The 25,961-nt window shown below is 68.5% G+C and carries 24 protein-coding genes; 14 read left to right on the top strand and 10 right to left on the bottom strand.

The features are described 5' to 3' along the window. The first annotated feature begins 156 nt into the window (after positions 1–156). The 4 genes from ACFOY2_RS46895 to ACFOY2_RS46880 all read left to right on the top strand — a co-directional run bounded on the left by ACFOY2_RS46895 (position 157) and on the right by ACFOY2_RS46880 (position 2,560). Positions 157–705 (top strand): hypothetical protein, encoded by a 549-nt coding sequence (locus tag ACFOY2_RS46895; protein WP_379534644.1) that lies wholly within the window; start codon positions 157–159, stop codon positions 703–705. A 73-nt stretch (positions 706–778) separates the two neighbouring features. Beyond that, on the top strand, positions 779–1,900 hold the full coding sequence (locus tag ACFOY2_RS46890) for a glycosyltransferase family 4 protein (protein ID WP_379534643.1): 1,122 nt from the start codon (positions 779–781) through the stop codon (positions 1,898–1,900). 208 nt (positions 1,901–2,108) lie between these two features. Continuing rightward, a complete protein-coding gene (locus ACFOY2_RS46885; protein ID WP_379534642.1) occupies positions 2,109–2,291 on the top strand; it encodes a hypothetical protein in 183 nt (60 codons plus the stop codon). Next, the gene (locus tag ACFOY2_RS46880) at positions 2,291–2,560 is read left to right on the top strand and encodes a hypothetical protein (RefSeq protein ID WP_379534641.1); all 270 of its coding nucleotides are present in this window, start codon (positions 2,291–2,293) and stop codon (positions 2,558–2,560) included. The genes ACFOY2_RS46885 and ACFOY2_RS46880 overlap by 1 nt, the downstream gene beginning before the upstream one ends. Before the next feature lie 176 nt (positions 2,561–2,736). On the opposite strand, the gene ACFOY2_RS46875 is transcribed toward ACFOY2_RS46880, so the two are convergent. Then, the gene (locus tag ACFOY2_RS46875) at positions 2,737–3,318 is read right to left on the bottom strand and encodes a hypothetical protein (RefSeq protein ID WP_379534640.1); all 582 of its coding nucleotides are present in this window, start codon (positions 3,316–3,318) and stop codon (positions 2,737–2,739) included. Positions 3,319–3,729: 411 nt separating this feature from the next. Between ACFOY2_RS46875 and ACFOY2_RS46870 the strand changes: the two genes are divergently transcribed. Next, positions 3,730–4,116, top strand: coding sequence for an SSI family serine proteinase inhibitor (locus tag ACFOY2_RS46870; protein ID WP_379534639.1), 387 nt, complete (start codon positions 3,730–3,732; stop codon positions 4,114–4,116). A gap of 1,469 nt (positions 4,117–5,585) precedes the next feature. Next, positions 5,586–6,551 carry an AfsR/SARP family transcriptional regulator gene (locus ACFOY2_RS46865; protein ID WP_379534638.1) on the top strand — a complete coding sequence of 322 codons (966 nt, stop codon included), beginning with the start codon at positions 5,586–5,588 and terminating at the stop codon, positions 6,549–6,551. A gap of 48 nt (positions 6,552–6,599) precedes the next feature. On the opposite strand, the gene ACFOY2_RS46860 is transcribed toward ACFOY2_RS46865, so the two are convergent. Further along, positions 6,600–6,992, bottom strand: a complete 393-nt coding sequence (locus tag ACFOY2_RS46860) for a hypothetical protein (RefSeq protein WP_379534637.1) — start codon at positions 6,990–6,992, stop codon at positions 6,600–6,602. A 288-nt stretch (positions 6,993–7,280) separates the two neighbouring features. Between ACFOY2_RS46860 and ACFOY2_RS46855 the strand changes: the two genes are divergently transcribed. Further along, positions 7,281–8,153, top strand: a complete 873-nt coding sequence (locus ACFOY2_RS46855) for an ATP-binding protein (RefSeq protein WP_379534636.1) — start codon at positions 7,281–7,283, stop codon at positions 8,151–8,153. Between the two features lie 1,363 nt (positions 8,154–9,516). Here ACFOY2_RS46855 and ACFOY2_RS46850 read toward each other — a convergent pair. Next, the gene (locus ACFOY2_RS46850; RefSeq protein ID WP_379534635.1) at positions 9,517–10,266 is read right to left on the bottom strand and encodes a hypothetical protein; all 750 of its coding nucleotides are present in this window, start codon (positions 10,264–10,266) and stop codon (positions 9,517–9,519) included. A gap of 432 nt (positions 10,267–10,698) precedes the next feature. Between ACFOY2_RS46850 and ACFOY2_RS46845 the strand changes: the two genes are divergently transcribed. The 6 genes from ACFOY2_RS46845 to ACFOY2_RS46820 all read left to right on the top strand — a co-directional run bounded on the left by ACFOY2_RS46845 (position 10,699) and on the right by ACFOY2_RS46820 (position 15,630). Next, the gene (locus tag ACFOY2_RS46845; protein WP_379534634.1) at positions 10,699–11,871 is read left to right on the top strand and encodes a hypothetical protein; all 1,173 of its coding nucleotides are present in this window, start codon (positions 10,699–10,701) and stop codon (positions 11,869–11,871) included. Positions 11,872–12,151: 280 nt separating this feature from the next. Then, on the top strand, positions 12,152–13,156 hold the full coding sequence (locus tag ACFOY2_RS46840) for a DUF932 domain-containing protein (RefSeq protein WP_379534633.1): 1,005 nt from the start codon (positions 12,152–12,154) through the stop codon (positions 13,154–13,156). Between the two features lie 203 nt (positions 13,157–13,359). Then, positions 13,360–13,821 carry a hypothetical protein gene (locus ACFOY2_RS46835; protein WP_379534632.1) on the top strand — a complete coding sequence of 154 codons (462 nt, stop codon included), beginning with the start codon at positions 13,360–13,362 and terminating at the stop codon, positions 13,819–13,821. A 212-nt stretch (positions 13,822–14,033) separates the two neighbouring features. Then, positions 14,034–14,534: a hypothetical protein gene (locus ACFOY2_RS46830; RefSeq protein ID WP_379534631.1), complete on the top strand. Its 501-nt coding sequence runs from the start codon at positions 14,034–14,036 to the stop codon at positions 14,532–14,534. Between the two features lie 68 nt (positions 14,535–14,602). Then, entirely contained in the window at positions 14,603–15,130 is a 528-nt protein-coding gene (locus ACFOY2_RS46825; RefSeq protein ID WP_379534630.1) for a hypothetical protein, read from the top strand. Then, positions 15,127–15,630 (top strand): hypothetical protein, encoded by a 504-nt coding sequence (locus tag ACFOY2_RS46820; RefSeq protein ID WP_379534629.1) that lies wholly within the window; start codon positions 15,127–15,129, stop codon positions 15,628–15,630. The genes ACFOY2_RS46825 and ACFOY2_RS46820 overlap by 4 nt, the downstream gene beginning before the upstream one ends. 87 nt (positions 15,631–15,717) lie before the next feature. Here the strand turns inward: ACFOY2_RS46820 and ACFOY2_RS46815 are convergent, their stop codons facing one another. The 7 genes from ACFOY2_RS46815 to ACFOY2_RS46785 all read right to left on the bottom strand — a co-directional run bounded on the left by ACFOY2_RS46815 (position 15,718) and on the right by ACFOY2_RS46785 (position 25,664). Continuing rightward, on the bottom strand, positions 15,718–16,440 hold the full coding sequence (locus ACFOY2_RS46815) for a hypothetical protein (RefSeq protein ID WP_379534628.1): 723 nt from the start codon (positions 16,438–16,440) through the stop codon (positions 15,718–15,720). 355 nt (positions 16,441–16,795) lie between these two features. Next, positions 16,796–17,776 carry a C40 family peptidase gene (locus tag ACFOY2_RS46810; RefSeq protein ID WP_379534627.1) on the bottom strand — a complete coding sequence of 327 codons (981 nt, stop codon included), beginning with the start codon at positions 17,774–17,776 and terminating at the stop codon, positions 16,796–16,798. Beyond that, the gene (locus tag ACFOY2_RS46805; RefSeq protein WP_379534626.1) at positions 17,773–18,717 is read right to left on the bottom strand and encodes a replication-relaxation family protein; all 945 of its coding nucleotides are present in this window, start codon (positions 18,715–18,717) and stop codon (positions 17,773–17,775) included. Before ACFOY2_RS46805 ends, ACFOY2_RS46810 begins: the two co-directional genes overlap by 4 nt. 74 nt (positions 18,718–18,791) lie before the next feature. Continuing rightward, on the bottom strand, positions 18,792–21,362 hold the full coding sequence (locus tag ACFOY2_RS46800) for a hypothetical protein (protein ID WP_379534625.1): 2,571 nt from the start codon (positions 21,360–21,362) through the stop codon (positions 18,792–18,794). Beyond that, positions 21,359–23,197 carry a VirB4 family type IV secretion system protein gene (locus tag ACFOY2_RS46795; RefSeq protein ID WP_379534624.1) on the bottom strand — a complete coding sequence of 613 codons (1,839 nt, stop codon included), beginning with the start codon at positions 23,195–23,197 and terminating at the stop codon, positions 21,359–21,361. Before ACFOY2_RS46795 ends, ACFOY2_RS46800 begins: the two co-directional genes overlap by 4 nt. Beyond that, the gene (locus ACFOY2_RS46790) at positions 23,194–24,177 is read right to left on the bottom strand and encodes a PrgI family protein (RefSeq protein ID WP_379534623.1); all 984 of its coding nucleotides are present in this window, start codon (positions 24,175–24,177) and stop codon (positions 23,194–23,196) included. The genes ACFOY2_RS46795 and ACFOY2_RS46790 overlap by 4 nt, the downstream gene beginning before the upstream one ends. After that, a complete protein-coding gene (locus tag ACFOY2_RS46785; protein ID WP_379534622.1) occupies positions 24,174–25,664 on the bottom strand; it encodes a hypothetical protein in 1,491 nt (496 codons plus the stop codon). The genes ACFOY2_RS46790 and ACFOY2_RS46785 overlap by 4 nt, the downstream gene beginning before the upstream one ends. On the opposite strand from ACFOY2_RS46785, the gene ACFOY2_RS46780 reads away from it, so the two are divergent. Then, positions 25,657–25,905, top strand: a complete 249-nt coding sequence (locus ACFOY2_RS46780; RefSeq protein ID WP_379534621.1) for a hypothetical protein — start codon at positions 25,657–25,659, stop codon at positions 25,903–25,905. The two genes, ACFOY2_RS46785 and ACFOY2_RS46780, sit on opposite strands and share 8 nt — an antisense overlap. Positions 25,906–25,961 lie beyond the last annotated feature (56 nt).

The raw sequence follows: 25,961 nt of genomic DNA, 5'->3' as shown, positions 1-25,961 counted from the left end.
CGGTCAAGGTCACTGTCTGAAAGATCCTGTTCTCGCCCTGATTGAGTCACAGAAGACTACTTCGTCCCCAGGTCTCACGAGAGTCTGACAGAGAGGGAGGCGGGAGAGCTGAACAACTGGCTCTACAAGCGACTCGCCTTCGCCGCGGTGGACAGCATGGACCAGTTGTTCGACCTGGCCCGCTTCAAACCGCGCCATGACCGGCTCGTCCAGCTCATCGAAGGCATAGAGCCGGATCTCAGCCCGGCAGTCGCCGAGTACGTGCGGCGACGGCTGTCCCACTTGTTCGCCCGGACTGCATTGCACCCGTCCCAGGACGCGGCGTCGGTCACCTTCCAGGGCGCTGATCTCAGTGCGATCCAAGAAGCCGCACCCGGACTCCTCGGCCAGATGATCTTCCGCGAGATCCGGTATATGTGCCGGTATCGGCAGCTGTACCACTGCTTCGAGAAAGCCAAGGCTCTTGAGGCATGGGACTACTGGAACAACCAGGGAATACCTACCCCCTTCAACGGAATTCTCCCGAAGGGGGAGATCGGAATCCATCCCGTCTACCCCCGAGCGTCAGTCAGAGCGTGGACGGCGGAACGGGACGAAAAAGGCTATTTACATCCGGCCGAAGAGGTCCAGGCTGCCATCACGCCGCACCTAGCCTCGTGGTGGGCGCCTCCACGCCAGCGCGAGATGCAGAACGCCACTGAATGATCTACGAGTCGAGTCAGCCCCATGCGCCCGATCTCTGATTCCCCCAACAGTTATACATGGATGGAGTTTCTGCATGACCGCCAAGCTCCTGACCATCCTGACCGGCATCAACCGCACCGCCGCGCCTTCGTCCGGAAGCACGATCCTCGTCCACGATCTTTACGGCGCGATGCCTGAAATCCACACGATCTTCCTGGGCAGGGCACCGGTCGATCAGGCATGGCAGGCTGCGTTTGATCAGCTGATCACCCTCTCCACGACGAAACGCCCCCACGGCCCGGACTTCGCCCCCTATGTTGACGAGCTGACGCGCGAGGTCGGTGCGCTCATCGAGAAGACCCAGCCGAATGCAATTCACGTCCAGCACCTTGGGTTCGCTCTCAGCCTGGCCTTCACCCGAGCCGCCGGCAACCTCCCGATCATCGCCATCGCCCACGGCCCCGACGTGATGGCGGCCGAGCGCAGCACATGGGAATGCGAGCTTCTGCATGAAGTTGCCGCCGCAAGCGCCGCGATCGTCGCCCCGACCTCCACCCTTGCCGACCGAATCGATCGTCTCACCGGACGCCGATTCACCGATCGACTCACCGTCATCCCGTGGGGTATCCCGTTGCGCGATGCCCGGGTAAGCGATCAACCGCCTATCGGAACCGGACCGCTAGCGTTGGTGCACGCCGGTCGTCTGGATGCCAATAAGTCCACGATCACCGCGATCGAGGCCATCGCACTGGCCGGTCAGCCGCACCGGCTGACCATCATCGGCATGGGCCCCGAGGAAGAAGCGCTTCGCGAGCGGGCCCGCTCCCTCGGCATCCAGGACCGGGTGGCGTTTGCGCCGTTCCTGCCCCGCCAGGAACTGTGGCAGCGCCTACCCGAGTTCGATGCCTTTGTTTTCACGACCTCCGGCTCGGAGGCGTTCGGCCTGGTGGCCATCGAGGCGCAGGCCCACGGCCTCCCCGTCGCCTACTCCAACGTTGCCGGGATGGCGGAGACCCTGGGCCAAGCCGGTACCCCGTTCACGGCAGGTGACCCGGCGAGCCTGGCGTCCGCGCTCGATCAGCTGGCCCGCGACGTGCACTGGCGCAAAGCCCTGATCCGCGCCGGGCTGGACAACTCCCGCCGGTACGACATCACCCACACCGCCAGGAAGTTGGCCGACCTGACCACCAAGGTCGCCTCCGCCGGACTTGTCTGATCCACCCCACTGTTGCTGGCTTGCGACGAGCCGCGGGTCAGCAGCGCGCCGGGGCGCAACTGGCGTTGGAGGGCTCCAATGTCACCGGCTGAACCTGCGTCCTGTTACTTCACTGACCCCTCGCCGTACCACCTGACCCGAACGCGGAGCGATCAGGAGGAACAAAGACGACATGGACAAACTACGAGGACAACCTCGGGTCGAGCGCGTGGCCGCGTTCGAGGACGCAGGCCGGCAGCTTGCCCGGCTCACGAAGGGGGGCCACCTGAAGCGAGGTCTGCGCGCCGTCCTCGCCCACCACGCGATCTTCGCGTTCAACCGGAACAACACGCCCGTTGGCAGCGCATCGCGGGCGCTCGGGCGATTCACCGGAACGCCGGCCTGCTGGTGATGGACGAGCCCACCTCCGACCTCGACGCCCGCGCCGAACATCTGGTGTTCACCGGTCTGCGCGAACTCGCGCAAGACCGGGCCATTGTCCTGGTCACCCACAACCTCGCCAACACCGTCGTCGCCGACCGGATCGTGGTTATGGAAGGTGGGTGCGTGACTGCCGAGGGCACGTTTTCCCAGCTGACGACCCAGCCCGGTCTCTTCCGCGATCTTTGGCTCCTCCAGCAAGACCGCGGTAACGCTTCCTTGGAGAGGGAAACATCATGACCGGCCACCAGACAGCGGTCCTCAGTCGTGATGAACGGCCGCACCGCCGGACGGCCGCATCTGCCATCTTCCTCTGGCCGGGTGGCGGAACTCTGCCTCCGCTTCCGGCCGCACCTTCGGGGCAACCGCGCGGGGACCCGCCCGCGCACGAGGTCGGTCACAGACAAGCCGGTGGGTCAGTCCAAGAGACGGTGGCACACGATGTTGCGCAGCCGGAACTCACGTTTGTGGGGTGGGAACAGCTCGTCGCACTCCATGGCGATCAGTGATGGGCTTCCGTCGGAACCAAAGGTGATCGGTGAGGGTGGACGCAGGTCTCTCGGTGCGCGCTTGATCCTGGGGTTCGATCGGGTTGTTGAACGACTTTGGAGATGCCGATGTAGGGGGCGGAGTACGGCATCCTGTCTGCCGACAAGATCCGATGCGCGTTCATGGCGGCCATGCGGCTCATTGATGGGTGCACGGTTCATGGCTGCGTTTATCTGCTTGGCGCCGCCCTTGCCCATGCCTCGTTCTTCGGTCCTGCTGTGGGAGAGGGCCAGTGCCGCCGGCGCGGCGGAGGAGGAGTTCGACTTGTGCCACGGTAGGGCAGCTGTAGCGAGATCCTGGCCGGTGACGTCTCGCCCCGTACCGACGGTCTGAGGTGAAGAGCTTTGCTGGCCGCCGGGCCTGTTCGTCCCAGCGCCGTCCAGGACTATGACACTGGCGATGACGGTGGCGGTGGCTGTGCCCGCCAGCAGCACAGTCTTGGTGTACACGCGTCGGCGCGATTGTCCTGGTCGCTCGCCTTTTTCGGGCATTGCCGGCCCCCGATACTCTTGATCGTTACGGTGCGTAGCGTACCTGTTGCGCTTCGGGCGTCCTGCGGTTTTGATCTTCCCTCGACGAATCATGGCGTTACATTTCATGTGGCTCGCCGAGTGGCTGCGCCCCCTGAGGGGCCGTTGTTCTGGCGACTGTCGGAGTGAGGCTGGGCTTCTTCCGATGCAGGTGCCCTGGCGCCGGTTTCGCATCGCGGTGCGGGGTGGGTTATGCGTTTCCGCTGTGCGGGGTGGCGCCTCGTGCGGGGCGGTCTTGTCTCATGAGGCTTACCGGTCGGATACCAGACAGAGGAATATAGCTTAAGGTAGCTTGGTGGCTACTTTAAGTCGCCGAGGTCTGGAGTGTCGATGCGCCTGCCCCTGCTGGTCACCAGTGCCGGTCTTTGTGCCGGACTCGTTCTCGCAGCTCTCCCGGCTTACGGTGATGCCCGGGTGAACGGCGTCTTCCTCGCTGTCTCGGCGCATGGGGGCAACACGATGAGGGCGGTTGGCCTGCAGTGTCCAGGAGTGACGAGAGGGCATCCGTACGGCGAGGTAGCCTGCGCTGCGATCGATGCCGTTGACGGCGATTTCGATCGCCTTCCTGGCAACCCACGCCGCCGCTGCGGCACGGAGTACGAGCCAGTCACCGCGACGATGGGCGGGCTGTGGCGGAACCGGAATATCGGATGGCACAAGACCTTTCGCAACGCTTGTGTGCTTTATGCCGAGACGGGCCCGGTCTTCCGCTTCTGAACGAGGTCACGGTCGGGTGCCTATCGATCAGCATGGGGTGGTCCGAAGGCCTCCGCCTGTCCTCGCCTGACGGTGATGGAATCCGGCTCCCGATCGTGTCTGGTCTGCAGGTGTCAGGATAACGAGCGGTACCTTCTCGGCGTCGTGGGCCGCATCCGGGGATCCATCGCCGGGCAAGATGCTGATGCCTAACGCCTGTGGACCTGGTGGTTGCTTGGCCGACACAACGGCGTACCCCCGATGAGCCGACCTTTGGAGGGGCCGGTCCAGGAACGGCGTAGAGTTCTGCCCGATACACTCAAGGAGTTTCGTCTCCTTTGCGAGCGATGCGCAATACCGGTTCGGCTGCATTTTCTTGCCATGACGCGCTTGCCGGATGTTTGTTCCTCTGGCCTCGAAGGTATGTAGCGGATCCTGGATCTGAGCACGAGAACCGGCTCGATCGCCTCGCCTGTGGCGAGGTTTGTTGCCCCTTATGTAGCGGTTGTCGGGCGTGAGCCCAGGTGCCACCCAAGCGCTGGAATGAGGCCGGGAATTCAAGGGTGCGGCATGATGCCATGTCTTGGCGATATCTATTCTCTTCCCGTGGCGTGGCACGAAGGGCGTGGTGGTAAATCGGCTGACGTAGCCAAACCCTCTGGAGGATCCTGGTGCTTCAGGAATGTCTTCCACATGATTGGAAGTGTGAAGAATCCGGGTTTCTGGGTGGAATGACCATCGCGGGCGCCCTGGTGGTCGCTTTGCTGGGTGGCCCAAGTGTGGCTTTGGCGCGCGTGGAGCCGTATTGCCCATTGGAATATGTCCCGGAGCAGGGACACCGGATGTTCGACATCGAGAAGCTGTGCGTCTTGGTACACAAGGACCTGACAGAGGGTCAGGGACTGCAATTCGGACGGCGGCTGGAAGATTCCCGGCGCGTGCCGGCGGGGACGGCGCCGTCTCCACAGCCCCGGGTGCGTTCGACGCCGAAGGACTCGGCCCCCAGATCGAAGCCGTCCACACCGGTGCCTGCTGTGCGCCCGCCTGTAGTGAGGGCGGATCGAGGGGAAGCCGGGCCGCGCGAGTATCGGGAGGCGGTTCCGCGGCCGGATCGCCCGTCGAAACCCGTCTCGCGCCGAGGTGACAACGCCAGAAGCGTCGAGCGCCGGCACGCTCAAGCCAACGACTCACGCTCGTCGCGGCGTGATTCCCGACGGCGTCCGACCACAGTGCCATCGCCCTCTCCGTCACCATCACCGTCGACATCGCGGCCATCTCCGTTGCCCACGACAACTGGCGGTGCAGACGATGTGACGGGGCATCGTTTCGGGGCTTTGTCTGGGGTGAGGCAGTCGCTTGGCGCTGCGCTGGCGTTCGGGCTGCTGGTCATGCTGCTAGCGGCCATGCTGATCGTCCGCCGCCGTGCTCGGCCGGGCGTGGGGGTTGCGGGCTCTTCTGCCGGGCGTTGTGGTGGCAGGGGAGACGGCGACATGGTGGCTGCCGCCTTCACGCAGACGCCTGAGATCGACACCGCCGCAGCGCGGCTCGTTGCCGGCGGCTTCCGCGAAGAGCATGCCGAAGAGAAGGCGGAAGTCGATGAGCCTCGGTTGGGCGGCGAGACCGTGGCGGACGGCGCTGGCGAGACGGGCATCGCTGACCCACGGCACGCTGCAGTAACCTCCTCTTCCGCAATGCTGATGGCGTCCGGCTTCGTGGCGGTGCCGGGCAAGGCGAAGGCCGAGGTGCTGGGAGTGCCGCGGTTGTCGTTCGGCGGGACGGAGCTGTCTTTCGGCCGGGCGGAGGCATCCGACCTGTTCGCCTTGTTGTCGACGTCTCCGGAAGGACTTTCGACGCAGAGCATCATCGACACCCTGTGGCCAGGTGATGACGGCCGTGGTCGCCGTTTGTTGGAGTCGGCGGTCAGGCAGCTCAACCAGGTGATGCGGCAGGCATCCGGTCTTGCGGTGGAGGTCAAATTCGTGCCGAAGGTACGGCAGCGCCGCCAGTTGGCGGCGGCCCATTTCGATGTGGACTATTGGCGATTTGAGAAGGCTTTCATCGGAGCGGGCAGCGCGGGAGAGGAGCCAGCTCGGCTGGCCGCGTTGCAGGAGATGCTGGCCCTGTATCAGGGGCCGTTGCTGGCCGGGCGTGATGCGCTGTGGATCGTTCCGCTGCGGCAGGCCGCTCAGCGGCAGGCGGTTGATGCAGCGGAGCGGTTGGCCGAGCTGGTGCGGGTGGGCGATCCGGATCGGGCGTTGGATGTGTTGCGGTTGGCGGTGGAGCGCATCGATCCGTACAGCGAGATGCTGTGGTGTCAGTTGATGACGGTCCAGGGTGAGCTGGGCCGTCAGCTTGCCGTACGGCGCTCGTTCGGGCTGTTGCAGGAGCGGCTTGCGGAGATCGACGCGGCGCCGAGCCGGCAGGCACGGCAGATCTTTGAGCGTTTCGTGCGTTAGCCGGTGATTTAGCCACGGATGAGGCAGGGCCTTGGCCGCGCCGGGATCTTATCTGTCTGCTTGGCGGAGGGTCTGCTGGTCGCACGAGGTGTAGGTCGCCAACATGACGGGGGTGAGCAGGTGAGTTGGCTGGGTGCCGTAGATGCGGGCCAGGAGGCGCAGCGTGTAGAGGGAGGGACGCCGGCCTGTCTCGGGAAAGTTCTCGTGCTCGTAGAGGCGGGATTCGCGGAGTCCTGCGCCGGTGGTGTCGGCGAGGCGGTGGTAGGCGGCGACTACCTGGGCGGCGGTGAGTCCGGCGGCGTGACGGTAGAGGCGTAGCGGTGTGGCGGGGCGGTCGAGGCCGAGGATGATGGCGATCTGGTCAATGGTGAAGCCGTGCTGGCGCAGGTATCGGCTGCGGCGGCGGCAGTCGAGGAGCGTCTGGTAGCCGGTGCCGGACATGATGTGAGGCCCTCTTTTCCGTTCGCCGTGCGACGGCGGATTGGTGCCCCCATGGGCACGGGATTGGGGGACGGTAGGCGGGCTCTGCCGAGAGGCTCAAGCTTCTGCGTGGGATGATCGCCGGGGGCCGCGGGCGTGCGATGGGATGGTGTGGGTCCCGTTGGTGCCGGTCGGCGCGGTGCCGGAGCGGGCTTGCGGGTTGGGGGTGTGATTCGGGCGGCGAGGTGGGTGATGGTGCTGGCCGCTCCCGGATCGGCCGGGGGCGTGACCCGAAAGGGGACAGCCAGCATGGACGATCGCACGCAGCACACCGCCTCGGGCGAGCAGAGCCGTCGCATCGCCTCACCGATGTACCAGCAGCCGCGTGGGGAGGAGTTTCCGGATCTGGCGCCGGGGCTGGTGATGTCGACGTACCGTTCGCGGCAGGTATGGAGCGGAATGGCCTGGCGGAGGGCGTTCGCGGGGCGAGGGAATCAGTCGGCTCCCGCGCGCCGGATGGTGGGCCAACTGCTGGCCGACACCGGCCGGGTGGAGGACGCGCAGTGGGTGACGGCCGAGCTGGTCAGCAACGCGCTGCGGCACACGCGCTCGGGGCAGGCGCGGGGGTTCTTCATGGTGGAGGTGCTGCGCGGCGCGGACGTGGCCCGGATCGTCGTCTATGACCTGGGCGGCGGTCCGGCCCCGGACTTCTCCCGAACGCCCGGCTCGCCACCTGAACTGTCCGAGCACGGGCGCGGCCTGGCCGGGGTAGCTGAGCTGGCGGTCCGGGTCGGGGTGGCAGGTGACGCGATCACCGGGCACGCGACCTGGGCCGACCTCGCCTTCACCAGCGGGACTGCCCGAGCGGCCCGAAGCGCCGACGAGGTTCGCCTGTGCCCTGCGGCTGGTGCGGTCGACTTTGCCGTGCGGGGGCCGGAGGTGGCTTCTGTGCGGGAGTTCGAGCCGGTGTCTGCTGGGCTGAGCGTGCCGGTGGCGATCAGCACTACCACCTGCCACGCCGCTGCGCTCTTGGGGCACGAGGAGGCTGCGGGCGATGTGCCGGACAGTCGGCAGGGCGGCCTGCCGGGCGTCTTGATGGTGCCGATGAGTGGACCGGGCTCGGACTGTGGGGAGGGGGTTGTTGGTCTGGACCCTTCCGCGGATCTGCGGAGGCCGTGTTGAGGCAGGGGGCGGACCAGGTGTCCGCGTTCGGTCAGGAGCCGTGGGCGCAGCACGCGCTGGCCGGGCTGCGCCGGGACTGGCCCGATTGGGCCTTCCTGGTAGTGCGGTACCAGTGGCTCGCGATGCGCGGCAAGCAGGTGGTGATCAGCGCCACCGGGCCGCAGGAGTTGCGGCACGCTCTGCCGCCCATCCCGCCTAAGACGAACCCGCCCCAGCCGGACCCGGAGCCTGGGTCGCGGGTAGCTGGCCTGTTCGAGGGCGGGGCGCCTGGGGTGAGCAGGACGGGGGCAGGCATGTCGCACCCGTCGGCCTCGGCGTCAATGCCGGGGGCGGGTGTGGCGTGTGATGGTGCCGGTGCGTGGCTGAGCGGCCCGCTGACGGCGGCAGCGCCGCGGTCGGGGGTGATGGCCGCTGAACGGTCGGTGACGGGTACGTGGGCGGTTGCTGGCGCTGACGGGGCGCGGGTGGCGTGGTGGCAGGACGGGTGGTGGCCATGGGGATGGCGTCGGGACCGGTCACGGCCAGACTCGCGAGCCCGGGCAGATGCTCGTCCGGTCCGCCGTGCCGGACCTGTGGACGGTGGTCGGCGTCGTCATCGCCGCGCCCGGTCGAGGCCCTCAGCAGAGGCTGCCGCCATCGCGGCCTGAGAGGTGCTGTCCGCGTCCCGGTGTGGTGGCCGGGATGGGGCTTGACACCTGGGGTGCAGGTGGGCGTTTGATACCGGTCCGCCCGCCCGTCCGGCGCGGAGGGTGCTGGGCGCGCGGGCACTGGGTGGGTTCGCCTCGTGTAGGGGCGAGGCGAACCCACCGCCGAGCTTGACGTACCGAGTCCGGTGACGCGCAGGTGGTCGTTGGCGGGGTGTCGCGTTCGCTGTTGCGGGCTCACACGTGGGGCGTTGTTCGGTGTCGCATCCGGTGTCGCGTTTTGTTGTCGCGTCCGGTGTTGCCGCTGAGAGCGCGACACCCCTTGGCGTGCCGTTTGCTGAGGTCATGCGGGTTTCGGCTGTTGCGATGGCCGCCCCGAATCGCCTTAAGGCGACTCCTTTGAATATATGTGTGCGCGTGTTCTCGTGGATGTCTGGAACCGTTCACCGGTCTCTTCTTCCTTGTCTGCGTCGCCTCCTCGTCCCTCGTCTTCTACCAGCAGTTGCCGGCCTGCGGCCTGGCCGCGGGCCGGCCCTCGCGGTGGCCTTGCCGTGAGCGGCGAGCAGCGCCTCCACTTCAAGTGGGTCGCGCGGGTCCCGGCCGGTGGACGTGGCCGGGGGCGGGTTCGCCGGGCCGGGTGGCCCCCGGCCGGGGGACGCGTGGGGCCCCGGTGCCGCCCGTGGGGCGGTCGCCGGGGCCTCTTGGGGTGCGGGGCCGTGTTAGGCGGTGGCGGGCGTGGCGGCCCTGTCAGGCGCGTCCGCGCGGACCGTGCCGTCCGCGCGGTCCGTGCCGTCTGTGGTGTCGCCGGGTGTGGTGGGGGTGGGCGGGTGGATGGCGATGTGGGCGGCGATCAGTGCGGCGACGTCGGCGGGCGGGGTGTCGGCGGGGAGGTTGGTTTCCGGGGTGGGGGTGTCGGGGCTGGTGGGGCGGGGGCGGAGGTAGGTCCATTCGATCGTGAGGGGGACGGTAGGGGCGTCGGCGGGTGCGTTGGGCAGGGGGATCTGCAACTCGACGAGGTGGCCGTCGGGTGAGCGGTAGAGCTGGTTGAACGTGTGGGCCTGCCGGTTGCCCTGAAAGCGGCGTTGGTAGCCGTGTTCGGCGAGGGCGCGGGTGTAGGGCAGCGTGAGGGGCATGCACGCGGCGATGTCGGCGCGGTCGGCGTAGACGTCGCTGAGGATGTTGGTCATGTGGTCGGCGATCACCTCGAAGTTGGGCTGTCCGTCCGGCATGCGTGCGTCGCAGGTGTGGGCGTCTTCGCAGGGGTCGCAATCGCCGCCCAGGGTGAACATGCCTTCGTAGGTGCAGATTTCGAGGAGGGTGCCGTCGTCGCCGCGTTCGGGGCGGACGATGACGGGCTGATCGTCGCGGTCGTCCCACATGATCGCCCATCCGGGGCCGTGGTCGGCTAGCGCGCGGGCGTGGTCGGGTTGCACGGTGCGGCGGGCGGCGGTGGTGTTGGCGTGTGTCATACGGTGCGCCTTTCGATTTCCCGGCGTTTTATTCCGGTGCGGTGTCGGCGGTGTTTTCCGCCTAATTCCATGGACGCTCGATCCGCAATGCGTGTCAACCGGGATGCGTATTAATCTCGCAGATTCTTTCGCGCGGAATTCGGGCAATCGGGTATCGTTCGCTGTCGTCCGGTGAAATAGGTGAAGAGCTGGACGCGCGTCTGATGTCAAGCCGATTCCATAAGTTTCTCGCGAGATGTTTCCGCAGATGAACGGTTGGTTTGTTAGGGTAGCCTCTCCAGCCGTTGGGGTGACTATATTTCTTGGCCGGTCGACTTGCCATCCGGGTTTTGTGCGAGGGATGGTCGTGACGCAAACGAAAAACACCGGCCCGAGCGCGGGCCGGTAATTCGACTGGAAAGGCGTCACGCAATGGCTATTCACACCCCGGAAATGCCCGCTACCGAAACCGTTCCCGCTGACACGGAAACCGCCGTCATCATCCCCACCGCCGCAGCGCCCCTGACGGCCCCTGACAGCCCCGACACCGCGACCCCGGACACCGATCCCGCCACGGACATCGACGCGCGTGTGGCGGCGGTGTGGGCGGTGTTGGAGTCCCTGCCGGGTGGGTCGGCCACGGGGATCGGGGCGGCGGCCGGTCTGAGCCGGGTGGCGGCGGCCAAGATCCTCAACCAGATGGAGGCTGACGGGTTGGTCCGCCGTGAGCCGGGCGTGAACGACGGCACCACGCGCGGCCGGGCGGCTGACCGGTGGTACCCGATCACGACCGACCCCGCCGAGCCGACTGACACCGCCGACGCGTCTACCCCGGCCCCCGAATTGCCGGAAGCGTCGGATGCCGCGCCCGCCGCGACCTCCGCACCGGACACGGACACGCCGAACGCGGACGCGGTATCCGCGTCGGATGAGGAAGCACTCCAGCCCGCCATCGGTTCGGCCGACCCCGCCCCGGCGGATGAGCCGACCGATGACGATGAGGAACTGATCGGTGACGAGGCGACCGGCCAGGGCTGCGACGGGACCGATGACGAACTCGGCTCGATTTCCGACGCCAACGCCGACGCCGACGCGTCTGGGCCGGTGGCGGACGATCCGGCGTGGGCGCGGGCACAATCCGAACTGATGGAGCTGGTCAACCTGTTCGGCGGGGTGATCACGGCGAAAAGCGAGGGTAACGCCGTGATGGCGTTGGGATACCTGGAAATGGCCATGACGAAGGTCGCCTCGGTGCACCGCAACGCGCGGGCGGTACTCACAGGTACCGCTGCCCCGGCCCGTGGGGTGTCGGTGGCCCGTCCGGGTGCCGGTGGCGGCGCGGGCGGCAGCGTGCGAACGGGTGGGTTGCGGGACATGGTGCACGCGCACCTGATCGAGTTCCCGGACAAGGAGTTCACCCCGTACGAGATCGGGCGCGTGTTGGACCGCTCGTCTGGTGCGGTGGCCAACGCCCTGGACCGGCTGGTCAGCCTCGGGGATGCGGTGTTGGCGACGGAACGGCCGCGCAGGTTCGCCCTCGCCCCCAACGCCGCCCCCACCGCCAACCCCACCCCCGCCGACGCTGACGACGAGGGCGGTCCGGCAACCGACACCTACGACGGGTGAGCCGGGGCGGGCCGCCCTGATCGGCCCGCCTGCCCCGGCCTGGTAGCGGGCGGGATACCCCTACAGACCCGCCCGCGCCCCCGGCCGACCATCGCGCCCCGCGCGTTCGGCCCTACCGGCAGTACCGCCCACGCCGGGCGGCAACACCCCACACGGTCACCCGCTGATCACCGGCCCACACCGGGGGCGGGGTCCGATGCACCAACCCACACCTATCGCGGCATGGCGTCTGTTTCGCATGCCCGCACACCACAAAGTCGCACGTCAGAAAGGTTCTGTCATGGCTCACGAGATCGAGATCTTCGCCAATGGTTCGGCCGGGTTCGCCGCTGCTGGGAAGCCGGGCTGGCACGGGCTCGGTTACACCGCGCCCGGCCCGATGACCGCCGAGGAGCTGCTGTCCAACGCCCAACTCGCCGGGTGGAACGTGCGGAAGGTGCCGGTCGGCCAGGTTACCGACCCCGTCACCGGCCTGCCGGTCGTCACGGACGAGGACTTCCTCGTGGTGCGCACCAACCCGGTAACCGGCCAGCCCGAACGTCTCGGCCGTGTCGGCCGGGACTATCAGGTCCTGCAGAACGAGGACGTGACCGGGTTCCTCCAGACCCTCGTAGACGAGTCCGGGGCGATCTTCGACACGGGCGGCTCGCTGAACGGCGGACGCCGGGTGTTTGTCACGATGCGGCTGCCCGAGCCGCTCATGGTTGGCGGGTTCGATCAGCTCGACCTGTACCTGGCGGCGTTCTCCCGGCATGACGGGTGGGGGTCGTTCGTCACGGTCGCCACCCCGGTCCGGGTGGTGTGCGCGAACACCGAACGGGCCGCGCTCGCGAACCACGCCTCGAAGTTCACCGTCCGGCATACCGGCAACGTGGCCGGGCGCATCGCCGAGGCGCGTGAGGCGCTGAAACTGACCTGGAAGCACGGCGAAGCGTTCGCCGCCGAGGCCGAGAAGCTCCTCGCCGTCCCGATGGATGTGAAGGAGTTCCGGCAGTTCGCTACCCGCCTGCACCCCCTTCCGGCCGACGCGAAAGAGCTGGCGAAGCGTAATCACGACCTGACGATGCGGGATCTGGAGTACCTGTTCGCGCAGGCTCCGACTCAGGAGCCGATCCGTAACACGCGCTGGGCCGCCTACAACGCGGTGACCGAGCGGCTGGACCACAAGAGCCCGGTGTTCGGCAGCCGCGACGTGGCGACCGTACGGGCGGAGCGGGCCCTGCTGGATGACCACGACAACGCCAAGCTCAAGGCTCGCGCGTTCCGGCTCCTGGCCACCGCCTGACCCACAGCCCCGGTGTCCGGCACGGCTCCAGCACGGGGCCGTACCGGACCCACGCCGACCAACCCGCGACCGGCCACACAGACCGCCCGCCCCCATCCCGGGTCGCCCCGGCAGGTGGCGAGCATCCGGTCGGGGCTGGGGCACCCCGACCGGCCGATACCCCGCCCCACGTACGTCATCAACCGCTACAGAAGGAGATCGTCATGGGACGACTCGAAGACCTGGCCGTCCACTACGCCAACGCCGCCCGCTGGGAACTCGGCGAGGCCCTGATCCGCATCGCCTCCCTCGACGATGAAGGCACGTTGCACGACAAGGACCTGGCCCGTATCGCCTACGCATACCAGCGGATGTCGTGGTGGCAGCAGGTCACCGACCTCACCCACGGCCGCGAGGAGACGATCGACGGCGCGACCGCGCTATTGACCGTACGGCACCAGGCACGGGAGCTGCTGATCAACGCCCGCCCGGTGAACAACGGCGGCTTGTTCGCCCTGGCCATGGCCGAATCCCGCAGAGGTGGCGCGCGTGCCTTTCTGGACGCGACCGAGAAGCTCGCCGAGGCGCTTGCCCTCCCCTCCGATCACGACGCCCGTCCGGCTGATACGGGCCTGCCAGCCAGCACCGCGATCGAGCGGGACCAGGCCGAGGGCGACCGTCCGTGACGCCGTGCGCGGGCGGTTCCCGGTTCGAGCTGACGGGCTGGGAATGGGACCTCGCCATCGCGAGGTCCCTGGCCGCTGCGAAGCAGCCTGTCCGCCTCGCTGTCGCGTGGTGGCGGCCGACGATCGTGCCGCCGCCCCGGCGGCCACCCCATGACCCCCGCCACCTCCTCCCCCTTCACCGGTCCTGTCACCCGAGGAAAGGAAGACACACGATGGATCACCTCCACCAGACCGGGCAGGAGCGGCGCCCGGTCGAACAGCTGACCGCCGAGAGGATCACCGCTGTCCGCCACACGTTCTACACAGCGACGGCGAAGGTGATCTTCGTCTTGCAGAACGGGCAACGGCTGTCTGGCGAGCAGTCGTTCGCCGCCGCCCACGCCCAGGCATCGCGCGCCTGGTGGGATCTGGTGGAGGAGGAGATCACCGGTAAGAAGCTGACCGCCGATCACGCTCTGCGGCGGGTGCGGTCCTGGACTCGCCACTATCTCACCGGGGAACCTCCGGCCGCCCGGCCGGGCACGTTGTTCGATCACGCCCTCGCCCACGCCGCGCGCATCGCCGCCCGTGACTTCCTCACCGACAGCGGCCACCTGCTCACCCAGCACCTCATCGACCAGGCAGCCAACCCGGTCACGTCTGCACCGGTGGAGCACGACCACCTCCGATCGGACAGCCCCACCCCGCCAGCCTCGACGGTAGCGGGGCCATGACCGGCCAGCCGACCTCTCGGGCGCGTCCCGGCGCAGGCGGCATCCCCCAAAGGAAGGACACCCCTGTCATGAACAACTCCCAGCGGCATCCCGCCACCGGCGCACCACCCGAAAGGGTTCCGGCCTCACTGCAGGCGATCACCGAGCAGGCCCGGCACACCTGGCAGCATCACCTCGACGACATCGTCCGGCGACTCGGCCGGGGCGAGCGGCTGACCGCCGAGCAGATCTACGACACCCTGCGCGCGCAGACCCTGTGCATCTGGTGGCGGCTGCTGGCCCGGCACATCGAGCACACCGAAAGCCAAGGCATGCGTCCGGACCAGTCCGTCGCCAAGTTCGTCTCCTGGATCACTCCCTACCTCGACGACCCCACCCCGCCAGACCCCAGCCAGGCCGTACGAAGGTGCGGGCAGGACGGCGAGCTGGAGCTCGCGCTGGCTCACCTCGGCCACAGCCTGGCCCTCATCCGGCAAGGCGCCGCCCGCACCTTCCTCGCCCAAGCCCAGACACTCGCCCAGGCCGAGACACTCGCGCCAGCCTGCCCAGCAGAGCAGGCTCCGAGTGCCTCGATCGGACAGGAGGCCACGGCATGACCCACCCCCACCTCCACCACACCGGCACCGGTGAGCACGTGCCCACTGCGCTGCGGCCATCGGACGCCCGCAGGTCCGGATCGGACCGGGCGGATAGCACGCAAGTGGAGGTCTTCCAGATGCTCGGCTGGCGCTGGGACATCACCGAGGCCAAGAAACTCACCCAGGGCCGGGCCCCGGATGGGCAGATCGTGACCGAGCGGTGGGCGGCCATGATCCAGCTCGTCGCCATCGACGCCGAGCACGTGGTCCAGGTGGATCTGTCCGAGCCGCTGATCATGGCCACGGTCCCGAACGGCGGCATGCTGATCATCGACGGCTGGCACCGCCTGTGCAAGGCGGTGGCCTTCGGGGTTGCGGAGTTGCCTGCTGTGATCCTCACGGAAGAGGAGGAGCTCGCCTGCCGGATCTTTGGCGGCGAAGAGGACGACGAAGAGACGGAGGGAGAAATAGAGGGAGAGGGAGACACGACAGACGAGGACACGTTCGGTAGCGCCTGATCCGGTGGCGTAGGGGGTGCGCCCCGTCCAGCACAGGCAAATTGCGCTGGCCGGGGCACACCTCCTCCACCACCGGGCCTCATGACGTTAGCGGCATTGCGGTGCCCTATATACGAAAGTGCCTGCCTCGATCTGGGCGATGATCTCCTTCACTTCTTTTGCTGGGTCCGACGGCGGGCTGGTGTTGGGGGTCGGTCCGGGCAGGCTGAGGTGGGGGACGGGCTTGTTCGCCTCGGGCCTGGGCTTGATCCTTTTGACGAGGGGTCCACCCCCATCGGGGGCACCTGCTGGGCGAGGGTAGAGGGTGTGCCCGATAAGGCGCAGCACGGATTCGATGGGCAGCAAGTAATCGATGAGGCTGGTCTCGTCGTCATCGGTGAGGGTGGGGTCTTGGGGCCGGTTGCGGTTGTGCAGGGTGACCTGGCGAGCGCGGTGAAGGTGGTTGTAGAGCTTGCCTTCCAGCCATCCGGCTTCGCTGCTGTTGAGTGTCTCGTCCTCGTTGGATTCGTAGCGGATGAGCAGGGCTCGGTACCAGTGGTCGCGGTCTTTGAGCTGCTGGAGGACACGGTGGCGTAGCCCGGGGTTGGTGGCTTTGCCGATGTAGGCTCCCCACCTGCCCTGCGGGTCGGGGCGGTCGAGCAGGATGTAGGCGCCAGGGACGTTCCAGCCGCGTTCGAGGCGGTTGGCGTGGTCGCGGTCGAGCAGGAGCATGCCGGCGACCTTGTGCTTGGCTCGGATCTTGATCGGGTTGTTGAGGTCGTAGGAGAGGCTGACCACAAGCTGGGACGGGGCAAACCGCATCGCGCACACGAGGCGCCTCCTTCACCTGCGAACCGCCGGAGATGTTCCCGGACAGTATCGGACACATTCCTCTCCGTGACCACATGTTCCGGGAAGAAACGAGCAGCTCACCCACCAGATAGGTCCCCGCCGGTACGGACGCTCCTATGGCGAACGCCGTGACAGCCATGGTCGGGGCCGTCAGCCCGCGCGGTCCGCCGTGGCTATGGTCCGGGGTGTAGGGCGACATTCTTTTTGAGCACGTAGGGCCTGGCCAGCGACACAGATGGTGTCCATGATCTTCAGGGCTGGTCTTGGAGTTGGCCTGGTTAGGGCCGGTCCTGAGCGGTGTCCTACGCGTCTACGTGGCGGCTGCGGCGTGCGGTCAGCGTGGGTCGGGTTGGCTGCTCGCGGCGTGGGCGGCCGGGCGGGTGAACCCGATCAAGTCCCGCCGTTGGTAGCTGTCGATCTTCACTACGGTGCGGCGGTTGGGTGCGTGGATCATCTGTCCGCCGCCGATGACGAGGCCGACGTGTCCGGGACCGTCCGGCTCCATGCGGAAGAAGGCCAGATCGCCGGGCTGTTCCTGGCCGGGCGGGACGGGTGGGCCGTGTCGCCATTGGTCGGCGGCGACGCGTGGGATGGTGATTCCGGCGGCTTGGTAGGCGCGCATGGTCAGGCCGGAGCAGTCGAAGGCGTTGGGTCCTTCGCCGCCCCAGACGTACCGCTTGCCGAGTTGGGCATGAGCGTAGGCGAGCACGGCGGCGATCTGCTCGCCGGGGATGAGCGGGACGCAGGTCCCGGCGAGCGCGTCAACAAGACGTTGGGCGAGCGGCTCCCACGGTGCGTAGGCGTCGGGGCGGCCGGAGCGCTGGACGGCTTGCGCTGCGCGGGTGAGCGGGAGCTGTTCCCAGCGCGTCACCGTGATCAGGCGGTTGTAGAAGATGCTGGTGGCGTAGCGGGGGTCAAGGATCTGCTCGCGCGTTCCCCAGCCTTGTGAGGGACGTTGCTGGAACAGGCCGAGGCTGTCGAGGTGCCCGTAGGTCAGGTTGCGGAGCTTGGATTCTTGCAGGGCGGTCGCGGTGGCGATCACCGCCGCTCGTGCGGGCAGGCCGCGCTCCATCGCGATCTGGACGATGAGCGTCGCGTGGGCCTGCTGGTCGCCGTCCAGGGTCAGCGTGGAGGCGAGGCTGGTGGACGCGGGGGCCGCGACCGGGTCGCCCTCCGTACTGCTCATCGTCGCGGGTGTGATGGTGCAGGCGAGGCCGCCGGGCGTTGGGGAGCCGCTCAGGATGCTGGTGGCGGCTGCGAGGAAGGCCAAGACGATGAGCAGCGAGAGGGCGGCGCCGGCCGCGGCGGCCTTCACCTGCTCCGGCCCTCCTCTTCGCCGAAGATGCGATTCAGGAGCGCGTTGTCGTCCTCGGTGGTCGCGGGCTGTTCTGGGTTGCGGCCGAGGGTGAGGTGGGGCCAGCCGTTGCACAGCTCGGCCAGTCGCATCCGGGCCTGGTCCGGGTGGGTGGTGATGGGCAGCCAGCAGGGCCCGGCGGGGCCGTTGTCGAGGTCGGTTTGTACGGCGGTGGCGATCGGGAGGTCGGTGGTGGTGATGAGGTTGCGGAGGTTGGTTTCGCGGGTGCGGCTGGGGAGCCAGAACAGCACGGGGGTGGTGATGTGGGTGGTGTCGGCGAGGTCGGTGTAGGCGGCGAGTTTGTCGGTGACTTTTGCGAGGGTCATGCTGCCGGTGTCGTGTTCGAGGAAGAAGTCGATCTGACGGTTGTTCTCGGACCAGCAGCCGTAGGCGTCGGGCCTGGCCAGGTCGCCCCAGATCTTGGCGCACTGCTTTTCTGACAGCCACGCCCGCACATGAGCGTCGGGCTTGTGGCGGGCCAAGTAGCCCAGGTGGACGAAGAAGTTGTTGACGCCGAGTTGGTGGCCGCTCTTGGCGGAGACGGCGATCGACATGGCCAGGTCCGGGTGATAGCCCAGCTCTTTGACGGTGGTGTGGCTGCGTAGGGCGAGCAGTTCGGCTCCGGCGCGGCCGAGCACCCAGTGGCAGGGGGCGGAGCCGCCGTGGGGAGTCCAGGGCCGGTAGCGGGTGATCGTGTGGAGTTTGCGCAGGATGCCCAGGCGGCGGCGGGTGGGCTGCGGTTTGGTGAAGAACAGCTTTTCCAGCTGGTGGGTGGTCAGCACCCGGTGGTGGAGAAGGTGTTCCAGGATCTGGTAGTCGCGCGGGGTGAGGCGGGCGGCGGCGTGGGCGATGGCGTCGGCATCGAAGCGGGGCAGACCGAGCGGGATACGGGTGACGGGCATGACGGTTCTCCCGGGGTTGAGACGGATGCTGTTGGTGGTGTGGCCGGATGGGTGAGCGGCTGGCCGAGGACGCGTCAGTCGAGCTGCTCATCGCGGGTGGCGGGCTGACCATGGAGGCCAGGGCGCAGGTCCAGTTCGACGCTGACCTGGCGAGCCCTGCGGGCGGGGAGCCGGGGCGCACGGCCGGGCCGGGTGAACTGCTCGCGCGACGCCTGCCGTAGTGCGTCCTGTCGCCCCTCGATCGCGGCTGGCAAGGGTCGGGTGCGCAGGGTGAAGGCGGAGGTTTGCCGACCGTCCACGAGGAGGCGGGCGGCGGCTTGGTAGGCGCCCAGGTGGGTGAGGTCGTGCGGGCTGATCAGTGGCGCGGTGTGGTGTTTGAGGTCGTTCGCGTCTTTGGGTGAGGCGTTGAAGTAGATCTTGTTGCGCGCGTCGGCGGACAGGGCTTCGCGCAGGTCGGCGGGAAGCTGGTCAAGGTGCTGGTGGGCCAGGATGAGGGAGAGCCGGTAGCCGCGTGCCTCGGCCAGGACGTCGTTGATGTGGCCGGGCAGATTCAGGAAGTTGTGGCACTCGTCGATGACGAGGCAGGCGTCTGGCCGGTCGGTTTCGGCGAGGTGGGAGCGGCGGGTGGTGGCTTGCCAGGTGTGGGCGAGCAGGATGGAGCCGAACAGCCGAGCGGCGTCATCGCCGAGGATGCCTTTCGGGAGCCGGGCCAGAACGAGGCCGCCCTGGTCGAGGAGTTGGCCGATGGGGACGGTGGTGTCGGGGCTGGCCAGCGCTTGGCGGACGAATGGCCGCAGCAGGACGGCGCGGAGTTTGTTCATGACCGGGCCGATGACGGTGGCCTGCCCGGCGGGGGTGAGGGCTTCGTAGGAGTCCCAGAACCCGCCGAGCAGGCTGTCGTCCAGGTGCCCGATGATCTGCGCGCGGAACGCCTGGTCGGTCAGCAGACGGGGCACCTCCGCAAGGGTCGCCTTACGGCCCAGAACGCTGGTCAAGGTCAGGCAGGTGGAGCGGAGCAGGTCATCGACTCGTGGCCCCCAGGCTGTGGAGAAGCAGCGGTGGAAGATGGTGACGACGGAGTCGACGGCGAATGCGGGGTCGTGTCCGGCGAGGATGTTGATCGATGGCGGCGGGGCGGGGTCTTGCGGGTCGAAGACGACGGTCTTGCCGATGGCTCGTTCGGGGAGTCGGTTGAGGATGTCGGTGATCAGGTCGCCTTTCGGGTCGATGACCAGGGCGCCTCGCCCGGCGTGGGCGTCGGCGAGGACGAGGTTGGCGAGCAGGGTGGATTTGCCGACGCCGGTGCCGCCGAGCACGTGGGTGTGGTGCCGTCCGTCGGCCACGGGTAGGGCGACGGGTCGCCGTGGGCCGCTGTCGGCGTCGCCCAGGACGCGGGCCGTACCCATGACGGTGGTGCGGGGTACGGCCGGTGGCGGGGCGATGGGGCGGGCTCCGGCGCGGGTGACGCCGGGGGCGTCGATGTCCCACGGTAGGTGCGCGAGCGTGGCCAGCTCGGCGACCGACAGCAGGTAGCCGCGGTCGAGACGGCGCGAGCCGATCCTCTGGCGCGGGCGCCAGAGGCGGGCTCGACGCAGGTACTGGTGACTTCCGGTGAACAAGGCGAAGACGCCGGCCAGGGTGTGTGCTTGGCCTCGCAGCCACCCGCGCACCAGATCGGCGGGGTGCCCGGTGCGATCTCGGCGGATGGTTGCCGAGGTGTCCACGACGGTGGGTTCGCGGCTGGTGGAGACGGCGTAGCGGACGGCTACCTCATAGCGGGGCTGGCCTGCCTTGGTGAGGATGGCGCGGACCTGTTCGGCGCGTTCGGGAAAGTCGCGGGCCAGCTCGCCGGGGCGGTGGTGGTCGCGTGTGCCGGTGGGCATGGGCAGGATGGCGTCGAAGAGGCGGCCGAGGTGGTGGCGGCTGCCTCCTCCGCGTAGGTGGGCGGCTGCCCGGTAGGCGTGGTGGAGGCGGTGGCCGGTGGTGGGGCGGGCGAGGATTTGCACGACGGCGTGCTCGCCTTGGCGGAGTCCGCTCATGGCTTCCAACAGGGAACGGGCGGGGTCGTGGTCGTGCTGGGTGGTGAGCGGGAAGTGCTCGGGCGCGGCCAGGACGAGCCTGCCGCCCGCCACCTCTGCATCGTCGGGCAGGGGTGGGGTGGCGGGAGTTGTGGTGGTTGTCGCGCCGGGCCAGGCGGCTTGGATGGCCTTCTCCACCACGCCGGGCGGGATGATGCCCGGCACCCACAACTGGATGCGGACTCCGGCGTCGCTGCCGTGGTACTCCCACACCAGGTGCGGCTGCCCGGTGAAAAGGCGCGCCCATGCGGGCCGCAGCAGGCCGACGAGTTGGCGCCACAGCACCACGGCGCCCTCGGGGTCACTGCGCGGCGGGGAAGAGATCTCGATCAGACGGGCCTGCGGGGCCAGGCCGGCGTGATGAGCCCAGCCGAGCAGGTAGCGCACCGCAGCGAGCACAGACCAGATGACGGCAAGGGCCAGGGCGATGCGGGGTCCGTTGGCGAGAGCAAACTCGGGCATCCGTGACGGCAGCTCAGCCAGGAAGTCGAGGGCGTCCTGGACGTCGTGTTCGTTGATATCGCATAGCAAGCACGGGCTTTCGGGGTCGGCAGTGGTCAGATTCACAGCGGGTCGCTCTCCTCGTCGTTGTAGTGGTCGGTGGCGGTTTCGGTGGAGCTGGTCGGCTGGGGTGGGGGTGGGGGCTGTTGATCGAGCTGGTCGAGTTCGGCGAGCTGGGCGGGGTCGGTGGTGATCAGCTCGGCTTCGCGGGGGGAGGCGATGATGTGGAAGGCGGCTCGGCTGGCGGGGCCGGCGACCAGGAGTGCCTCGCCCCGTTCGGCGGTGAGCAGGAACTGGCGCTCGCCGTCGGTCAGGTTGAAGGCGTCCCCGACCGCGCCGATTGCCTGCGGCGCCTGACGCAGCAGGATCTGGTTGGCCGCGTTGGCGACGATCGCCTGCCCCAGTTCCGAGCCGAGCAGGTCCGCGGCGTCCTGGGTGACGACGGCGAGCCCGGCCCAGTGCTTGCGCGCGGCCTTGGCCATCCGGAAGAGGAAGCGGGCGCCTTCGGGTTCTTTCATCAGGAGCCAGGCCTCGTCCACGACGACGAGGCGCTTCTTGCGGTCGCGGGGGTTGGCCACCCGCCGCCAGATGGCATCCAGCGCCAGGAGCGTGCCGACCGCTTTCATCTCCTCGGGCAGGTCCCGTAGAGAGAAGACGGTCAGGTGCCCAGCCGGGTGGGTGGTGGTCGGGCCGTCGAAGAGCTCGCGGTAGGAGCCGGAGACGTAGGGGGCGAGCTGCGCGGCCAGTTCCTCCCCTGTCTGACCGGCCCTCTCTTTGGTCAGGGTGGTGACCAGATCAGCGAGCACCGGAGCGGGCCGGGTCCACGTCGCCGGATCCCGGATGATCCCAGCCGCCTGGTAGGTGGCGATGATGGCCGAGTCGAGTACGACGCGGGTCTGCGGGGCGAGCTGCGTGCCGCCGAGCATGGTGGCGATCAGGGTCTGCAGGAACATGGCCCGTCGCGACAGCACGTCATCGCGCGGGCCGTGGCTGGCGGGCAGGTCGAACGGATTCCATCGCACCCCGGCCGCGCCCAGGTGCAGGCAGGTGCCGCCGACCGCTCGGGCGAGGCGTGCGTATTCGTCTTCGGGGTCGACGACGGCGACCTCGACGCCCTGGTATAGCAGGCGGAGGGTTTCGAGTTTGGTGAAGAAGCTTTTGCCCGCGCCGGAGCGGGCGAGGACGACGGAGTTGTGGTTGTCCTGGGTGTAGCGGTCCCACAGCACGACGCCGGAGCCGGTGGCGCTCAGCCCGTACAGCACGCTGGTCTCGCCGACCTCGGTGGCGAGGTCGGGTGAGGTGAACGGGAAGGCCGCAGCCAGGGCGGTGGTGTCAAAGGTGCGTGTGGCGCCCAGGGAGTCGACGCCCAGCGGCAGAGTTGTGGTCCACCCCTGCAAGGCGCGGAACGTGGCCTGTTGGGCGTCGAGCAGCAGCGAGGAGGCGAGCGCCCGGACGCGTTCGACCTCGGCGGCCAGCTCCGGCTCCGAAGCCGCATGGATGGTGAGGTAGAGGCCGACGTTGAACAGACGGCCGTGGCCTCGGGCGAGGCTGTCGGCCAGGTCGGTGGCGTCATCGGCGGCGGCCTCGGCGGCGAAATCCTGGAGTCTGCCGTGTTGGGCGTCGGAGCGGCTGGCTGATTCCAGGCGGGCGAGCTGGCGGCGCAGCCGCATCGCGGCGACCTGCTGCGGGATGGGTTCGACATGCAGCGACACATCCAAGTGGCCGGGGTAGGTGAGCAGGGGTTCCAGCCATCCCGCACCGACCTCGCGCGGGTAGCCGGTGACGGCGAACGATGCGGAGACGGCGTTGGGCAAGGTGAGCGTTCGAACGCCGACCTGGACAGCGGCCGGGCGGGTCGAAGCGCTGGATTCTTGGTCGCGGGTACGGCGGCGCAACTTCATGCATTTCCCCCGAGGTTGTGTGTGGTGGTGTGAGTGGCGGAGATCAGCTCGTCTGGCAGGGCCTGGCCGAACGGATGCCGGCCGCCGGGATCGAGGCACTCCGCGATTGCCTGGGCGGCTTGGTCGGCGTCCAGAACGCGGGCGGTCACCCCGAGCGCGGCCAGAGCGCGTTCGGCTTCTGCAGCCCGGCGCAAGACAATCGCGGCCGAGGCGGCACGCCGTACCGAACGGCGTGCCCGGCTCGTGGCCGGGTGGTCGCGCAACACGACGAGAACCTGCCGGGTCAGCAGCTCGCGCGTGCTGTTCAGGTCGCCTAGGTAGGCGGCGTGTTCGCGGGCAGCCTCGGCGAGCGCGGCATGCGGCAGGACCTCGGCCTGGTGCTCGATGGCCTGGATGAGGCCGGACAGGTCCGCGAGCCGGGCCCGGGCCAGCAGTTGCACGGGCGTTTCGAGCGAGTTCAGCCACCGCCCGAACGCCCCGACCAAGGCCGCCTGCTCGCCGGTGGTGCGCAGGTGGAACGACAGGGTGCTGGTCTCCACGAGAACGGCGACGCCTCCGTCGGTGAGTTCGAGGGCGCCGTCGGTGCGGATGGCTCGCACCGGTAGCCGGAGTGGGGCGGGGAGCTGGCCGCGCAGGCAGCACCACCTGGGCGGTTCGGCGACCCCGTCCGGCGCGGGCACGAACTTCTTGGCGGTTCGGGCGTGCAGCAGGGCGGCCAGGGCGAACCGGTCCAAGGTCAGTCCGTCACGGCGTCCGAGCGCGACCGCGAGGCCGAGCGCGAGGAGCGGGAGCAGGATCGCTGCGAGGATGACGACCGGTAGGAGTTGGTGGAACAGGTAGTAGATGGCGGCGGCGATGCCGCCCGTCAGGGTGACGATGAGAAGTTGGCGGATAGTGAGCCCATAGGCGATCTTGTCTGGCTTGTTGATGTCGGCGGGGATGCGGGCCAGCAGCGGCGGTGGTTCAGGGTTGTGGTTCACCGGCCCTCATTCCTGGGTTGATGCTGGGTGCGCGAGATGCGGCGGGGCGGCGGGTCGAGACGGAGACGGAGCTGGCCGGGGCGGGGGACGCGGGTGGGCATGCCGGGCAGCATGGGTTGCGCCCAGGGCGGGCGGGGCCGGATCCAGGGCCCCGACGCCGACGCCGACGCGGGCGTAGCCGGTGGCGTTGTATGTGGTGTGGGTGGTCGCGGGACGCGGGTGACCGGGAACGGCAGCGCGAGTTGGGTGCCCTGCCGGGCCCGTCTCGCCGCCGCAGACGCTGCTTTGGGTGTCGGCGCGGGTGGGGTTGGGGTGTGGGGTGGCAGGTTGAGGGGGAGTGGGAGCTGCTGCCAGGCGGGCGTGTGGTTGGGCATGGCGGCTCCTGGCGTTGGGTTGGGTTGCGTGTGCGGGCCAGGCCGGGGTCCGCGTCCCTTCGGGCCTTTCGGGCTGTTTGAGCCGTGGGGTCCGCCGGGGCGGCCTCGGGATGGTTTCCCGCCGTGCCGGTGTGCGGCTGCCCCGGCTCTCTTGCGGGCGGCTGATCCTCCGGCTTTGCCGAGAGTGCGGGCGGCGCCGAGGGTCTTGTAGACGATCACGGCTTTGACCAGCCGTTTCAGCATGTGGGGCTGGCCCTGCTGCCAGATCGTTTTCGCGACCCAGCCGGGGATCTTGATCAGCACGAACAGGACGCCGATCACGATGAGCGCGTCCAGGACGCGGTTGACCGTGGGCCGCAACGTCGCCTCAGCGGCGTCCCCAAGCCCGGGACCGGCCGGTGCGAGCGGGTAGGTGCCGGGTGCGTCGGTCAGGAACAGCTTGAACGCCAGGATCAAGGCGAGGGCTTGCAGGATCTGGATGGCGAGGAGCCCGAAGAAGCAGCGCCACCACAGCCGGGCGACGCTTTCGGTCTGTGGCAGGGCGTGAAACAGCAGAGCCAAGGGTGCGGCGATGATGACGAACAGCAGCAGGGTGATGCGGATGAGTCCGATGAAGGCCAGCAGGAGTCCCATCAGCACCGCCGCGCCGATCAGCAGAACCAGGAACAGCGCGGTGCCCTCCGGGTCCTTGATCAGGCCGTCGACTTTGGCCGCGATCAGGTTCCCGGCCCGCTGCCCGTCGACGCCGTCACCCAGCAGGGCGGCGACCATGGCGTTGGCCAGCTCGATGGCGTACTGGCAGAGGGTGAGCGAGGCGTTCAACGCCACCACCGCGACCACCAGGCGCGGGATGACCTCGCCCGGGGTGGTGGAGGTGTGCGCGCTGCCGTAGGCCATCACGATGACGCCCCCGGCGAGCACCATCAGCACGAGCAGCGCGTTGGCGACCGCCTGTACGTGCCCGGAAAGTTCCCGGACCCGTTGGAGCATCATCGGCGGCGGCGCGGACAGCAGGACGCTGCCGACAGAGACGAAGGCGGGATTGATGGCGTCGGTGACCAGGCGGGTGAACCAGCCGTTCATCGCTTGGTTGATCTTGCAGCCGATGTCCATCCACCCGCACTCCTGCACACCACCGGGCGGCGTAGCGGGAGGCGTGGTGGGAGGCGTGGTGGGCGGCGTGGTGGGCGGAATCCAGCTCACCTGCGGCGACGGAGCCGGACTCGGACTGGCCGTGGATGAGGGTGTGGGTGTCGCGATAGCCGGGGCAGGCACGGCAGAGAGCGCTGACGTGCTCAACCCGGCGACGGCGACGGAGACGGTGAGGAGGACGAGGAGGAGGCAGATGCGGTGAAGCCACCCCCGCCACCTCCGCCATCTCCAGCGTCTCCCGGCGTGGTCGAGATGAGG

The sequence above is a fragment of the Nonomuraea purpurea genome, from assembly GCF_042650645.1.
Taxonomy (GTDB): Bacteria; Actinomycetota; Actinomycetes; order Streptosporangiales; family Streptosporangiaceae; genus Nonomuraea; species Nonomuraea purpurea.
The sequence above is the reverse complement of the archived record's forward strand: the minus strand, read 5'-3'. Positions and strand labels throughout refer to the sequence as shown.

What these genes read in the sequence shown, in the direction of transcription:
- ACFOY2_RS46860 (WP_379534637.1), bottom strand. Translation starts at nt 6,992, where the DNA reads ATGTCCGGCACCGGCTACCAGACGCTCCTCGACTGCCGCCGCCGCAGC.
- ACFOY2_RS46795 (WP_379534624.1), bottom strand. Translation starts at nt 23,197, where the DNA reads ATGAAGTTGCGCCGCCGTACCCGCGACCAAGAATCCAGCGCTTCGACC.
- ACFOY2_RS46855 (WP_379534636.1), top strand. Translation starts at nt 7,281, where the DNA reads ATGGACGATCGCACGCAGCACACCGCCTCGGGCGAGCAGAGCCGTCGC.
- ACFOY2_RS46785 (WP_379534622.1), bottom strand. Translation starts at nt 25,664, where the DNA reads ATGGACATCGGCTGCAAGATCAACCAAGCGATGAACGGCTGGTTCACC.
- ACFOY2_RS46840 (WP_379534633.1), top strand. Translation starts at nt 12,152, where the DNA reads ATGGCTCACGAGATCGAGATCTTCGCCAATGGTTCGGCCGGGTTCGCC.
- ACFOY2_RS46820 (WP_379534629.1), top strand. Translation starts at nt 15,127, where the DNA reads ATGACCCACCCCCACCTCCACCACACCGGCACCGGTGAGCACGTGCCC.
- ACFOY2_RS46780 (WP_379534621.1), top strand. Translation starts at nt 25,657, where the DNA reads ATGTCCATCCACCCGCACTCCTGCACACCACCGGGCGGCGTAGCGGGA.
- ACFOY2_RS46845 (WP_379534634.1), top strand. Translation starts at nt 10,699, where the DNA reads ATGCCCGCTACCGAAACCGTTCCCGCTGACACGGAAACCGCCGTCATC.
- ACFOY2_RS46850 (WP_379534635.1), bottom strand. Translation starts at nt 10,266, where the DNA reads ATGACACACGCCAACACCACCGCCGCCCGCCGCACCGTGCAACCCGAC.
- ACFOY2_RS46835 (WP_379534632.1), top strand. Translation starts at nt 13,360, where the DNA reads ATGGGACGACTCGAAGACCTGGCCGTCCACTACGCCAACGCCGCCCGC.
- ACFOY2_RS46805 (WP_379534626.1), bottom strand. Translation starts at nt 18,717, where the DNA reads ATGCCCGTCACCCGTATCCCGCTCGGTCTGCCCCGCTTCGATGCCGAC.
- ACFOY2_RS46865 (WP_379534638.1), top strand. Translation starts at nt 5,586, where the DNA reads ATGGTGGCTGCCGCCTTCACGCAGACGCCTGAGATCGACACCGCCGCA.
- ACFOY2_RS46870 (WP_379534639.1), top strand. Translation starts at nt 3,730, where the DNA reads ATGCGCCTGCCCCTGCTGGTCACCAGTGCCGGTCTTTGTGCCGGACTC.
- ACFOY2_RS46890 (WP_379534643.1), top strand. Translation starts at nt 779, where the DNA reads ATGACCGCCAAGCTCCTGACCATCCTGACCGGCATCAACCGCACCGCC.
- ACFOY2_RS46880 (WP_379534641.1), top strand. Translation starts at nt 2,291, where the DNA reads ATGGACGAGCCCACCTCCGACCTCGACGCCCGCGCCGAACATCTGGTG.
- ACFOY2_RS46830 (WP_379534631.1), top strand. Translation starts at nt 14,034, where the DNA reads ATGGATCACCTCCACCAGACCGGGCAGGAGCGGCGCCCGGTCGAACAG.
- ACFOY2_RS46825 (WP_379534630.1), top strand. Translation starts at nt 14,603, where the DNA reads ATGAACAACTCCCAGCGGCATCCCGCCACCGGCGCACCACCCGAAAGG.
- ACFOY2_RS46895 (WP_379534644.1), top strand. Translation starts at nt 157, where the DNA reads ATGGACCAGTTGTTCGACCTGGCCCGCTTCAAACCGCGCCATGACCGG.